Annotated in this window: 12 protein-coding genes; 4 read left to right on the top strand and 8 right to left on the bottom strand. The window is 66.1% G+C overall.

Annotated elements, in window-relative coordinates:
- The gene (dnaA, locus tag AC3D24_RS00005; protein WP_489027100.1) at positions 1–1494 is read left to right on the top strand and encodes a chromosomal replication initiator protein DnaA; all 1494 of its coding nucleotides are present in this window, start codon (positions 1–3) and stop codon (positions 1492–1494) included.
- Positions 1495–1823: 329 nt separating this feature from the next.
- Here the strand turns inward: dnaA and trpS are convergent, their stop codons facing one another.
- From trpS to secB, 3 genes are read right to left on the bottom strand one after another with little or no spacing between them, the layout of a single operon-like run.
- Positions 1824–2831, bottom strand: a complete 1008-nt coding sequence (trpS, locus tag AC3D24_RS00010) for a tryptophan--tRNA ligase (RefSeq protein ID WP_489027102.1) — start codon at positions 2829–2831, stop codon at positions 1824–1826.
- An 8-nt stretch (positions 2832–2839) separates the two neighbouring features.
- The gene (gene murJ / locus AC3D24_RS00015) at positions 2840–4405 is read right to left on the bottom strand and encodes a murein biosynthesis integral membrane protein MurJ (protein ID WP_489027104.1); all 1566 of its coding nucleotides are present in this window, start codon (positions 4403–4405) and stop codon (positions 2840–2842) included.
- 25 nt (positions 4406–4430) lie between these two features.
- On the bottom strand, positions 4431–4955 hold the full coding sequence (gene secB / locus AC3D24_RS00020) for a protein-export chaperone SecB (RefSeq protein WP_489027106.1): 525 nt from the start codon (positions 4953–4955) through the stop codon (positions 4431–4433).
- A gap of 184 nt (positions 4956–5139) precedes the next feature.
- Between secB and AC3D24_RS00025 the strand changes: the two genes are divergently transcribed.
- From AC3D24_RS00025 to AC3D24_RS00035, 3 genes are read left to right on the top strand one after another with little or no spacing between them, the layout of a single operon-like run.
- Positions 5140–5784 (top strand): Tim44/TimA family putative adaptor protein, encoded by a 645-nt coding sequence (locus AC3D24_RS00025; protein ID WP_489027108.1) that lies wholly within the window; start codon positions 5140–5142, stop codon positions 5782–5784.
- Positions 5784–7118 carry a murein transglycosylase A gene (gene mltA, locus AC3D24_RS00030; RefSeq protein WP_489027110.1) on the top strand — a complete coding sequence of 445 codons (1335 nt, stop codon included), beginning with the start codon at positions 5784–5786 and terminating at the stop codon, positions 7116–7118. The genes AC3D24_RS00025 and mltA overlap by 1 nt, the downstream gene beginning before the upstream one ends.
- Positions 7093–7725, top strand: a complete 633-nt coding sequence (locus AC3D24_RS00035) for a Smr/MutS family protein (RefSeq protein WP_489027111.1) — start codon at positions 7093–7095, stop codon at positions 7723–7725. Before mltA ends, AC3D24_RS00035 begins: the two co-directional genes overlap by 26 nt.
- 373 nt (positions 7726–8098) lie before the next feature.
- On the opposite strand, the gene dapE is transcribed toward AC3D24_RS00035, so the two are convergent.
- The 5 genes from dapE to yihA all read right to left on the bottom strand — a co-directional run bounded on the left by dapE (position 8099) and on the right by yihA (position 13260).
- Positions 8099–9223 (bottom strand): succinyl-diaminopimelate desuccinylase, encoded by a 1125-nt coding sequence (gene dapE, locus AC3D24_RS00040; protein WP_489027113.1) that lies wholly within the window; start codon positions 9221–9223, stop codon positions 8099–8101.
- On the bottom strand, positions 9220–9891 hold the full coding sequence (locus AC3D24_RS00045) for a glutathione S-transferase (RefSeq protein WP_489027115.1): 672 nt from the start codon (positions 9889–9891) through the stop codon (positions 9220–9222). Before AC3D24_RS00045 ends, dapE begins: the two co-directional genes overlap by 4 nt.
- A gap of 10 nt (positions 9892–9901) precedes the next feature.
- Positions 9902–10891 (bottom strand): phosphatase PAP2 family protein, encoded by a 990-nt coding sequence (locus AC3D24_RS00050; protein WP_489027117.1) that lies wholly within the window; start codon positions 10889–10891, stop codon positions 9902–9904.
- 208 nt (positions 10892–11099) lie between these two features.
- Positions 11100–12533: a S41 family peptidase gene (locus AC3D24_RS00055; RefSeq protein ID WP_489027119.1), complete on the bottom strand. Its 1434-nt coding sequence runs from the start codon at positions 12531–12533 to the stop codon at positions 11100–11102.
- Positions 12534–12642: 109 nt separating this feature from the next.
- Positions 12643–13260 (bottom strand): ribosome biogenesis GTP-binding protein YihA/YsxC, encoded by a 618-nt coding sequence (gene yihA / locus AC3D24_RS00060; protein ID WP_056052878.1) that lies wholly within the window; start codon positions 13258–13260, stop codon positions 12643–12645.
- Between the last annotated feature and the right edge of the window lie 12 nt (positions 13261–13272).

A 13272-nucleotide genomic window follows, 5' to 3' on the forward strand; every position in this document is an offset into this window, starting at 1 on the left:
GTGACGAAGTGGCAAGGATCTGTGACGCACGCGACCGAGGCCGAGAAGGCCTGGGCGCGCGTGCGGACGTCCCTGCGCGAGTCGGCCGGCACGCGACTGTTCGAGCAGTGGCTGAAACCGATCGAGCTGATCCCAGGCGAGGACCGCGACACGATCCGTCTGGCGCTGCCATCCGCGTTCATGACGAATTGGGTCCGCAATCACTACGCCGACCGACTCGTGCTCGAATTCAAACAGATCCTGCCCAACGTCCGCACCGTCCAGATCGAGACCCGGGCGCCGGGTCGCGCGCCGGTCGTGCTCGCGATCGAGACCGTGCCGGTTCCGGCGGACGTCGTCGCGGCGTTGGCGGTCGAGCCCGCTCCGCAGCCCGTCCAGACGTCGATGAAGTTCGGTGTCGATCCGTCGTTGAAGCCTGCGCCGGCGGTGGTCGCCGCGCCAGCGCCCGTGCCGGTCGGCGTGCCAGCCGAACGGCCGCCGCTCGATCCGCGCTATACCTTTGCGCGATTCGTCGTCGATCCGTCGAACAAGGTCGCGTTCAACGCGGCCAAGGTCCTCGCCGAGCCTGGCCCGGTCCGGTTCAGCCCGCTGTTCCTCCACAGCGGCACGGGGCAGGGCAAGACCCACCTCATGCACGCGATCGGCCATGCGTTCCTCGAGCACAACCCGCACGCGATCGTGCTGTGCATGTCCGCCGAGCGCTTCATGTATGATTTCGTCGCGTCGATGCGCGCGCGCGATACGCATGCCTTCAAGCAGCGACTGCGCGGCGCCGACCTGCTGTTGATCGACGACCTCCAGTTCATCGCCGGCAAGGACGCGACGCAGGAAGAATTCTTCCACACCGTCAACGAGATCATGGCGGCGGGCAAGCGGCTGGTGATCTCCGCCGATCGCTGCCCCCAGGCGCTGGAAGGCGTCGAGGCGCGGATCGTCAGCCGGATGTCGGTGGGGCTCGTCGCGGACATCAAGGCACCGGATCTGGTGCTGCGCCGGACGATCCTCGACCGGAAGCTGGTCGACCTGCCCGATATGCGCGTGCCGACCGATGTGCTCGATCTGCTCGCGAGCCGTATCCATGCGAACATCCGCGAGCTCGAAGGCGCGCTGAACCGCGTCGTGGCCTATGCCCAGCTGACCGGCGATACGATCGATCTCGACTTCGCGGTGGCGACGTTGGGTGAGGTTCTCCGCGGGGCGCAGAAGCGTGTGACGATCGACGAGATCCAGAAGCTGGTATCGGCGCATTTCGAGCTGAAGCCGCTCGACCTGATCTCGGCGCGGCGGGCTCGGGCGGTGGCACGGCCGCGGCAGATCGCGATGTATCTGGCAAAGCGCCTGACGACGCGGTCGTTGCCGGAGATCGGACGGAAGTTCGGCGGGCGTGATCACTCGACGGTGATCCATGCGGTGCGGAAGATCGAGGAGCTGCGCGACTCGGATCGTGACATCGATGCCGCGGTGCGCGTGCTGATGCGCGAGCTGGAAGGCTAGGCGGGCTCTCCCTTCCATGTTCTCCCGCGAAGGCGGGAGCCCAGACTGGACCCCCGCCTTCGCGGGGGAACAAGCTTTCTAGCTGAAACACACCCCCAAACCTTCATCCCCGTGGAAGCTGGGAACTTTCCGTTCGGCAGGTTCAGCGTGCAACGAGAGAGACCCTAGCTCAGCTGGGGTGACGGTAAGTCTACGCGTGGCGATGCGTGGAGCAGATCTCCGTCATGCCGGGCTTGTTCCGGCATCCAGGCTTCCGCAAAATCGAGAGACGTGAGATCGCGGAACGGTGGACCCCGGAACACGTCCGGGGTGACGGAGCGGCAGGCGGCTTAAACCTGCAACCCCATCGCGTCCTGCGTCTGCTTCAACACCGGTGCAGCCAGCGCACGCGCCTTCTCGGCCCCCGCCTGCAACACCGCGGTCACCGCGCCGCGGTCATCCAGCAACCGCACCATCTCGTCGCGAATCGGGCCCAGCTTCGCCACCGCCAGATCGGCCAGCGCAGGCTTGAACGCGCCGAAACCCTTGCCGCCAAACTCGCCCAGCACCGTCGCCACATCGCTGTCCGCCAGTGCCGCATAGATCGTCAGCAAATTACGCGCTTCCACCCGATCGCCCAGCTCCTCGACCGTCGCGGGCAACACGTCGGGATCGGTCTTCGCTTTGCGGAACTTGTCGGCGATGGTGTCGTCGCTGTCGATCAGCTTGACCACCGACTGCTCGGACGGGTTCGACTTCGACATCTTCGCCGACGCATCGCGCAGCGACATGATCCGCGGCGCGGCCTTGCTGATCAACGGGGCCGGCAGCGTGAACAGGTCGACCGCGTAGTCGCCGTTGAACTTGGTAGCGATGTCGCGCGCGAGTTCGAGGTGCTGCTTCTGGTCCTCGCCGACCGGCACGTGTGTCGCGTTGTAGAGCAGCACGTCGGCGGCCATCAGCACGGGGTAGTCGTACAACCCGACGCTCGCGCCTTCGCGGTTCTTGCCCGCCTTGTCCTTGAACTGCGTCATCCGGTTCAGCCAGCCAACGCGGGCGACGGTGTTGAGCAGCCACGCCATCTCGCTGTGCGCCGGCACGCGCGCCTGATTGAACAGGATCGACTTCGCCGGATCGATCCCCGCGGCGATCATCGTCGCGGCGACCTCGATCGTGTGCGACGACAGCTCGGCGGGCGCGATCCACTCGGTCGGCGCGTGGAGATCGGCGATGAAGAACATCGACTCGCCACCCTGTGCGGCGACGTCGTCCTGTAGCGTCACCCACTGCTTCACCGCCCCCAGGTAATTGCCGAGATGGAGATTACCGGTGGGCTTGATGCCGGAGACGACGCGCATAGTGAAACCTATCTGGAACGACGCAGAAGCGTGGAAATGTCGCCCAGCCGGAACGCGCCGGTGAGCAATGTCGCGATCGCATAGACCACGCCGCCGGTTGTCGCCAGCACCAGCATGGCGCCCCAACGCTGGACGCTGGTGCCGGTCACGAACGGCTGGAACAGGTCGTTCAGAAAATACATCACGACGCCCATGATCAGCGCGGCGATCAGCAGCCGCCACGTCCGCCGGCGAAGGCGCGCGTCTGCGACGAAATGTCCCCGTCGGGCGAGCGTTCGGTACAGCATCGCGACGTTGACGGTGCTTGCGATCGCGGTGGCGAGCGGTGGGCCCATGTGACCGAGCGGCTTGATGAAGGCGAGGTTGAGGACGAGGTTCACGACCATCGACATCGTCGCATAGCGCACCGGCGTGCGCGTGTCAGAGCGCGCGTAATAGCCCGGCGTCAGGACCTTCACGAGGATATACGACGGCAGGCCGATCGAGAAGGCGGCCAAGGCCTGCGCGGTCAGCACGCTGTCGTCGAGCGCGAACTTGCCGTGCTGGAACAGTGCACCGACGATCGGCACCCCGCACACGATCAGCGCGACCGTCGCGGGCAGCGTCAGGAACAGCGCGAGCTCCATGCCGCGGTTCTGAGTCACCATCGCCTCGGCATCCTCGCCGCGGCCGAGCTGACGCGAGATGGTCGGAAGCAGGACGGTACCGAGACCGATGCCGATCAGCCCGAGGGGAAGCTGGTTCAGTCGGTCGGCGAAATAGATGTACGAGACCGAGCCCGCTGGGAGCAATGCGGCGGCGAGCGCGGTCGAGACGACGAGGTTGATCTGCACCGCGCCTGCCCCGGCGGCGGCGGGCCAGATCAGCGACATGAGTTTCTTTACGTCGGGATTGAGTTGCGGACGCTTCAGCCGGAGCTTCACGCCGGACGCGCGGCATGCCCAGATCAGCCACAGAAGCTGCAACGCACCCGAGACCGTCACCGCGATCGCCTGGTTGCGCGCGGTCAGCAGCGGCTGGTGCTCGTGGAACAGCAGCAGTGCCGCGATCAGCGTCGCGTTAAGCAGGATCGGCGCCGCGGCGTTGATCCAGAACTTGTGCAGCGAATTGAGGATGCCACCGAGCAGCGACACGAGGCTGATCAGCAGCAGATAGGGCAGCGTGATCCGCGAGAGGTGGACGACATAGTCGAACCGCTCAGCGCTCGCGCCGTTGAACCCGAACGTCAGCAGCCACGTCATCGGCCACGCCGCGAGTTCGAAGATGGCGGTCATCAGGATCAGCGTCGGCAGCAGCACCGACAGCGCATCCTCGGCGAACGCGATCCCGTCCGGCAGCCCGCGGCCTTCCTTGTCGCCGACCTTTCGATTGAACATCGGGATGAACGCGGCGGAGAACGCGCCCTCCGCGAAGAGGGCGCGAAACATGTTGGGGAGGCGGAACGCGATCAGGAACGCGTCCGACGCGAACCCGGCGCCGACGAACCGCGCGAACAGCGAGTCGCGCACCAACCCCAGGATACGGCTGGCGAGCGTCAGCCCGCCGACCGATCCCAGCGCCTTGGCAAGGTTCATCTATTCCGCCCCCCGCGTCCTTCGATCAGGCCTGACCGAAATCGCCGACGTTCGGCTGGATGTCCTGCTGCTCCGACTGCTGGATATAGAGCTGCGAGAAATCGATCGGCTCGAGCAGCAGCGGCGGGAAACCACCGTCACGCACTGCATCCGACAGCACGCGGCGCGCGAACGGGAACAGCAGGCGGGGTGCCTCGCCCAGCAAAAACGGCTGGACATGCTCCGCCGGGATGTTGCGGAGCCCGAACAGGCCTGCGTACGACAGGTCGACGATGAACGCGACCTGGCCGTCGGTCTCGGCGCGGACGTCGATCTTCAGTACGACTTCGTGAACCTCGTCGCCGACCTGCGCCGCGCCGATGTTGAACTGCACGTCGATCGCGGGTGGGGTCTGGTTCTGGTAGACGGCGGGGGCGTTCGGGTTCTCGAACGACAGATCCTTGACGTATTGCGAGATCAGGCCGGCGGCCGGGATCGTATCCTCGCCGTTCGCGAGCGGCTGGTCGCCAAACTGGCCGGGGGCCGTCACGCCATTGTCCTGGTCATCCATTCGTCATGTCCTTGAAGATATACGTAAGGGGAAGATTAGCGCAAAGAGGGGACCGAAGCGGAACGCTCGCGCGTTCTGGTTGGTCGAGGCGGTGCGATTAGCAGTGCCGACGGGGCGTTTCAACGGGCGCGGGTTTGAATAAGCGCAGCTTTGGCCTATGTTAGCCCGAAGATCGGAGGCACGGTTGTTTTACGTAGTTCTTCTCGCGATGGTGGCAGGCTTTCTCGCCATGCGCCTGTACAGCGTGCTCGGTAAGCGGACCGGCCATGAACAGCCGTTGCCGCGCGCGGCCGAAGACCGCCCCGCGCTTGCCGTCGTTCCACGAACGGTCGACGCCGTCGCCGAACCGCGCGAGGTCGCCAACCGCAACATCGAGCCTCAGGCGGAGGCAGGGCTTCGTGCCATCGTTGCGGGCGAACCCGGTTTCGACGTCGGTCGTTTCCTCGAAGGCTCGCATGCGGCCTATCGCATGATCCTCGAAGCCTTTTGGAAGGGTGACGAAGACGCGCTGGCCGATCTCGCGGTCGACGACGTTCGTGCCGCGTTCGTCGAGGCGATTGTCGCCCGCCGCGAGGCTGGCGAAGTGCTCGACAACCGTCTGGTATCGATCGAGCGCGCGATCATCGCCGATGCGAGCGTGTCGGGTCGCGATGCGCGGATCACCGTGCGCTTCGATGCCGACATTGCTGCCGTGACGCGTGACGCAGAGGGCAACGTCCTCGCTGGCTCGCTGACCGACGCGGTCGAAACGCACGACGTGTGGACCTTCGCCCGGACGCTCAAGAGCAGCGATCCGAACTGGAAGCTTGCGGACACCGACGAAGCCTGATGCGGCAGTTCAGGGGGGCAGGGCTTGGCGGCGTAGGGCTCGCGCTGCTGTTGAGCGCGTGTGTCGGCGGCGTCGAGCCACCACGTAGCGGTCCGGCACCGATCGATCGCGACACGCGTCCGGCTGAGCCGGTGCGCGTGCATCCGTCGCGGGATACCGGTGCCTCTCCCAACATCCGCGGCATTCAGGCGCCCGCTCGCATCGTTGGCGCGGTGCCTTTGCTGCCCGCGCCGGTGGTGCCTGCGATCGAGCCCTTGAATGCGGCGGCGGCCGGCGTGATCCCTGGGCCGTCGCTAGCGAGTCTGCCGATCGACGATGCGCAGGCTCAAGCCGCGCTTACCGCTTTCGTGACAAGTTGCCCTTCCCTAGTGCGCCGGACCGATACGTCGGGCCTCACTCGCGGCACGGATTGGCAGCCCGCGTGCACGGCGGCGGCCTCGACCGATCGCCGCGATGCGCGCACGTTCTTCGCGCAGTGGTTCGAGACGGCGCAGATCGGCGACGGCAAGGCGTTCGCGACGGGCTATTACGAGCCGGAGATCGCCGGCTCGATCGAGCGTCGCGACGGGTATGCGCCGATCTATGGCCGGCCGAACGACCTGATCGACGTCGACCTGGGCGCGTTCTCGACGGCGCTCAAGGGCAAGAAGGTGCGCGGGCGGGTCGATCGCAGCAACCTCGTTCCCTATTACGACCGGACCGCGATCGAGCAGGGTGCGCTGTCGGGCAAGGCGCCGATCCTCGCCTGGGCACGCGATCCGATCGAGCTGTTCTTCCTGCAGATCCAGGGTTCGGGGCGGCTGCGGCTGCCCGATGGCGAGATCCTGCGGATCGGCTACGCGACGCAGAACGGCCGCGACTACACGGGTATCGGGGCGCTGATGAAGTCGCGCGGATTGCTGCAGCCGGGGCAAACCTCGATGCAGGGCATCGTCGCCTGGCTCCATGCGCATCCCACCGAAGGGCAGGCGATCATGCGCGAGAACAAGAGCTTCGTGTTCTTCCGCGAACTGGAGGGAGCACCCTTGGGCGCACTGGGGTTGCCGGTTACCGGCCAAGTCAGCGCAGCGGCGGATGTCAAATTCGTGCCGCTCGGCGCGCCCGTGTTTCTGTCGCTCGATCGCCAGGATGCGAGTGGGCTATGGGTCGCCCAGGATACCGGCGGCGCGATCAAGGGTAGCAACCGCTTCGACACCTTCTGGGGTGCGGGTGCTGCGGCTGAGGCGACGGCCGGTGGCATGGCCGGGCGCGGCACCGCGTATCTTCTGCTGCCGATCGGTACCGTGGCTCGTCTAAGTGGAGCGCGATATGGCGGGCCGTCCGCTCAACCCTGACGAGGCGCAACTCTGGGCGCGCGTGATGGCGAGCGTCCGGCCGATGCGCACAGTCGCGGTCCGCATCCCCGAGCGCGCGCCGCCGCTGCCGCCCCCGCCCAAGCCGGTGATCGGTCCCAACGGAAAGGCCGTTCCGCCTCCCCCTGCGCCGATGGGACGCGTGAAGCCGCTCGTCCGCACCGTCATCACGCCCTTCGCCAGTCGACCGGGTGCGAAACCGGTGGCACCGCCACGGCCGGTGGCAAAGCCGATTACCGCCAACACGCTCGACGGCGGCTGGGACAAGAGGCTGACGCGCGGTGTAGTCAGTCCCGACAGTTCGATCGATCTGCACGGGCATACGCTGGCATCGGCGCATACGATGCTCGACCTGGGCCTGGGACGGGCGATCGCACGCGGCGACCGCGTGCTGCTGCTGGTGACAGGCAAGCCGCCGCGCCCCGAAAGCGAACGCCCGCACGCGCGCGGCGCGATCCGGTCTGCGGTGACGGACTGGCTGGCCGGGTCGCGACACGCGGACTCGATCGCGGCGGTGCGCGGCGCGCATCCGCGGCATGGCGGGCTGGGGGCGTTGTATATCGTCTTGCGGCGTGGGCGGGATGGGTAACCGGTTCAACCGTTCGTCCCGAGTAGCGATCGAGTAGATCCAACGGAGCGGATCGAGACGGCGTATCGAGGGATGGGTCGGTGCAGAGGACCTGTACCTCGATACGAGCTTGATACGTCCGAATGGGCTACTTGGCCTCTACTTGGCACGAACGGGGGGATGGGGGAGAAGGGGACCCTGTCCAACTTCCCCCGTCATCCCAGCGAAAGCTGGGATATCACGCGGTCCCGCGCGCCGCCCGCCAAACGGGGATACCCCAGCTTTCGCTGGGGTGACGAATTTGGACGGACGTGCAGATTTGGACGGGTCGGAAATTTTAGATGAGTTGTCGGACGTGTGTTGGAATGCGCTGGCGGACGCAGCGCTGCCGTATCTACCTCAGCGCGCGCTCGATCACGTCGGCATAGATATCCGCCAGCGTCAGCAGGTCCTCGACCGCGACCGCCTCGTCGACCTTGTGCATCGTCGCGTTGATCAGGCCGAACTCGACCACTGGGCACAGCTTCGACAGGAAGCGCGCATCCGATGTGCCGCCGGTGGTCGACAGTTCGGGCACGATCCCGGTTGCCGCATGGATGGCGTCCGACAGCAGCGTCGAGAACGCACCCGGCTCCGTCAGGAACGCTTCGCCCGAAACCTTGCCCATCACGATCGCCCCAGCGTCGTGACGTCCGGCGATCGTCCGGATACGCTCGATCAACGCGGCGCCCCGGTGCTGGTCGTTGAAGCGGATGCTCAGCCGCGCCGACGCCCGGGCCGGGATCACATTGTGCGCAGGGTTGCCGACCGCGATGTCGGTCACCTCGATGTTCGAGGGCTGGAACCAGTCGGTCCCCTCGTCCAGCACGACCGTCTCGATCTCCGCGAGGATCGCGATCAGCCGCGGGATCGGGTTGTCGGCCAGATGCGGGTAGGCGACGTGACCCTGCCGCCCCGGCACGTCGATCCATATGTTCACCGAACCGCGCCGGCCGATCTTTACCATATCGCCTAGCCGCGCGGTCGAGGTCGGCTCACCGACCAGGCACAAATCCGGCACGATCCCGCGCGCGGCCATCCGCTCCATCAACGCGACGGTGCCGTAGGTCGCAGGCCCTTCCTCGTCGCCGGTGATGATCAGCGACACCGTCCCCGCATCGCTCCGGCTGGCGGCAGCGACGAACGCGGCCACCGCGCCCTTCATGTCGACTGCACCGCGCCCATAGAGCAATGCGTCGCGCAGCTCGCCAGACCATGGCGATCCGGTCCAGCCCTCACCCGGTGGAACGACGTCCAGATGTCCGGCGAAGACGAGATGGCGTGGACCCGCGCCGCGCGTCGCCAGCAGATTCTCGACCGGACCGTCGGGCACCTCGCCGACAGTGAACCGGTCGACGGCGAAGCCGATCGGCACCAGAGCTGCCTCCAGCACGTCGAACACAGTGCCACGCGCAGGCGTTACGCTGTCGGCTTGGAGCAGCGCCTGCGCCAGCGCGACCGGATCGATTCCTTCACTCATGCAGGCGTTACGACCGGCTGCTCATATTGCTCGAGCACCCATTCCTCTTCCTGTGCCGCGGCGATCCAGTCCTGCATGAACGGATGTTCGAACATCGCCTGCATATAGCCCGCCGCAAAGCGTGCGATCGGCAGCTGGTAGGTGACGATCCGCGTGACGACCGGCGCGAACATGATGTCCGCCGCGCCGAACTGGCCGAACAGGAAATCGCCACCGCCGCCGAAGCGCGCGCGCGCCTGTGCCCAGATTTCCATGATCCGCTGTAGCTCGGCGAGCACGTCGTCGTCGGGCGTCCGTGCGGGGAACACTTGGCGGACGTTCATGCTGTGCTTGCGGCGCAGCGCCTGGAAACTCGAATGCATCTCCGCCGCCATCGAGCGCGCCATCGCGCGTGCCGCGTTGTCCTCGGGCCAGAACCGGTCGCGTCCGACCTTGTCGGCGAGGTAGTCGACGATGGCGAGGCTGTCCCACACCACCGCATCGCCGTCCCACAGGATCGGCACCTTACCCGACGACGGCGCGAACTCGTCGCCCGAGCGGCGCTTTTCCCAATCGGCGTCGTACATCGGCACGACCACCTCCTCGAACGGCAGCCCCGACTGCTTGCAGGCGAGCCAGCCGCGCAGCGACCAGGAGGAATAGGCCTTGTTGCCGATGATCAGTTTCATGACGCGAGGACTAGCGGTGTGCGTGCGCTGCGGCAACGCCACTTATCTCGCGCGGCATGATCCGGTGCAGCGTGGCGATCGCCCCCAGCGCGACCATCGTGCCGAGCAGGATGTCGATCAGGTAATGCGTACCCTCCACCGGCGTCGACAACAGCATCGCGGCGTTCATCGCGAGTACCGGCCAGCGCAGTCGCGGCATCCGCCAGGCGGCATTGATGTAGAGCGTCGCGGCGGCGGCATGGAAGCTCGGCGCCGACACGATCCCGCGCAGATGGCCGAGATCGACCACCCGGACGCTATGGTCGCGCAGCGCGGGGATCAGTCCCTGCTGCCATTGTTCGCTCTCCGGCATGTAGGCGATCGGATGGTGCCACAGATACGAGAACGGGCCGACCGCCGGCATGAAGGTATAGAGGATCAACGTACCGACAGCGGTCAGCCAGAAGATTGCGAGAAAGCGGTGCGCTGCTACCCGGTCGCCCGTGAAGGCGAAGATCGCGAACAGGATGGCCGGGGTCAGGTAGATGCTCCGATAGGCGGCGAGGCCCAGCGTCTGGAGCACCGGGGTCGCCGCGACGAGCCGGTACCAGGCGAGCCAGTCGAAATGCAGCATCAGGTCGATCCGCTGAAGCGCGGCATCGTGGAAGCCCGCGGTCATCGCAGCGATCGGGTAGCTCGCAATGGCACCCATCAGCGCGAGCATCGTGAAGACGCCGTAATATTCCGCGCAGTCGGCAACCGCACGTGCATGACGCCACGGTCGGTTTCGCAGGCCGAACCGCAGCGCCAGCAGGATCACGCCGGCAACGTAGAACGGCGTGACGTCCACGTTCGTCGGATCGATCGACAGACCCGCGACACGCATCAGCAGCGCCAGTGCGGCAAGGCTCGCGATCATGCCGCCACCGATCCACCAGCCATAATCGGGCAGGACGGCGTGCGCGGTTTCGCGGTGGACATCAGCGATTGGTGGGCGCGCTGTACTCGAAACGTCAATCATGGTCGGGGTTGGCGCATCACACTGTAGGAAACAATCCGGGGTCGTCGGCCGAACCGGCTTTCGCTGAGCTGAACGGTGGGGCGCTACGCCTTTGGTCGCCATATCCGATAAGACGACCGTGGCGTTGGCCGTATCATCTCGCGAAGGCGGGAGCTCGGTCTCAATTCCTGCAGATGCGGGAAACGCATAGAGACGCGCCGCCCTTCACCTAGAACGATCCGGGGACCATCCGCTGAGCCGTACTTGGTGCTGCGGGCATCAGCAGGTCCTGGCGCACCACTGCAGTCCGCGCCAGTTGCGCGCTCGCCGTCCCGCCGATCGCGGTGCACGAACGCCCCGCCAGGAAGTCCAACGCCTGGCGCGTGGAGGCCTCGCGAGGATCGCCGAGCGGATAACCGATATCGTCATTGGCCCGGCAGCTCGCCTCGACCGTGGTCGCCAAACCGTCGAAATACGCGCCCTGCCGCGCCGCGTTCTGCGTTGCAAAGGCGATCACCCGCAGGCGATCGTCGCATTCGGCCTTGTCGAGCGCGATCTGACCGACCGGCTTGCCGTAGGTGTTGGTGCCGATCAACGCCGCGTTGGTATGCAAATACGGGATGAAGGCGTTGATCACGAACTCGCTGGCGGATGCAGTGCCGCCGGTGCCGATGAACGCGATCTTGGTCGGTGCGATCGATTCGGGCTGCGGCGCGAAATAGCGCGTGGTGTTGTTCGATGACTTTTCGGTGCGGAACGTCGTGTAGTCGACCACCTCCGAGGTAGACCGGTTCGCCCCCATCAAATCGCTCATCAGTTCGGCGGTCGCGACCAGCCCGCCGCCATTGTAGCGCAGATCGACGATGACGTTGGTGATGCCCTGCGCACGGAATCGCGCGAACGCCTGGCGCAATGCCGGGTCGGCGGTCGAGATGAAGGTGCGGAGGTTGACATAGCCGACGCTGCGCCCGCCGTCGTTGATGATCTGCGCACCATAGCGCGGCGAGATCGGCTGCAGCGTGAAGTCGGACTTGGCGACTGTCACGGTGCGCGTGCCGGTGGCATCGGCGATCTGGAAAACACGCGCCGTGCCGACGGTATCCGGCCCCAGCGCGGTGGTCAGGCCGGCATTGCCTTCCGCCGAAATGATCGCGCTGATCGTCCGCAGGTTCGAGGAGGTGGTGCCGACCGCGACGATCTCAGTTCCGCGATCGAGCCCGGCCGCCAGCGCCGGTGCCCCCTCGAACGACTCGATCACATACAGGCGATTGGTCGAATCGATCCCGAGGCGGAAGCCGAAGCCCGCGCTCGATCCGGAGTTATAATACGCGTTCTCTTCCTTGATCGACGTCAGATAGGTGAAATACCGATCGCGCCGCTGCGATCGTGCGGTGGCGGTCAGCGCGTCGATATAGCCATCGACCGTCGTGAACGGCGTGGGGTCGAGGCTGGGGGGCAGCGTCTCGGGGAACAGATACCATTCGCGCAGCTGCGCGGCGGCCCAGTCCTGGCGACTGCGCAGCGAACAGGCCGCGGTCGGGGTAGGCGTGGTGGAAGGGGTGGGGGTCGGCGTTCCGGAGAACCCGCCATCGCTGTCGCTGCCGCCGCACGCCGACAGCATGGCCGCCACGCTCAACATCGCTCCCAGACGCGTACGCTTCATTGTGGCTCTCCCCCGTTTGTAGCGAGGGTAGATCGAGATGATCGAGCTGTCAGCCGCAATCGCCCGACTTCGGCGCAATCTACATCAAGCTTGGGAACGGCACGCCCGTTCAGCTCACCGCTTCGACCACCGCCGCGCGGAGTTCGGGGATGCCCATGCCGTATTCGCTCGACGTGACGAGGATATCTGGATGCGCAGCAGGACGCTTGCGCGCCTCGATCGCGGTACGTTCGGTGACTTCGACCAGTTCGGACGCCTTGATCTTGTCCGCCTTGGTCAGGACCATGCGGTAGCTGACCGCGGCCTTGTCGAGCATCTCGAGGATCTCGCGGTCGACGTCCTTGATGCCATGCCGCGAGTCGATCAGCACGAGCGCGCGCTTGAGAACATCACGGCCGCGCAGGAAATCGTTGATCAGGAAACGCCATTTCTTGACCACGTCCTTGGGCGCCTTGGCGAACCCGTAGCCGGGCATGTCGACGAGCCGGAACGCGAGCGGCGCCCCGACGTCGAAGAAGTTCAGTTCCTGCGTACGGCCCGGCGTGTTCGACGTGCGTGCCATCGAGTTGCGCCCGGTGAGTGCGTTCAACAGCGACGACTTGCCGACGTTCGAGCGGCCGGCAAACGCCACTTCCGGCACCGACGCGTCGGGCAGGAACTCCAGCGTCGGTGCCGACTTCAGGAAGCCGACATGCCCGGCGAACAGCTTGCGCGCATGCTCGAGCATCTCGGGCGTGAA

The organism is Sphingomonas sp. SL1004 (genome assembly GCF_057815015.1).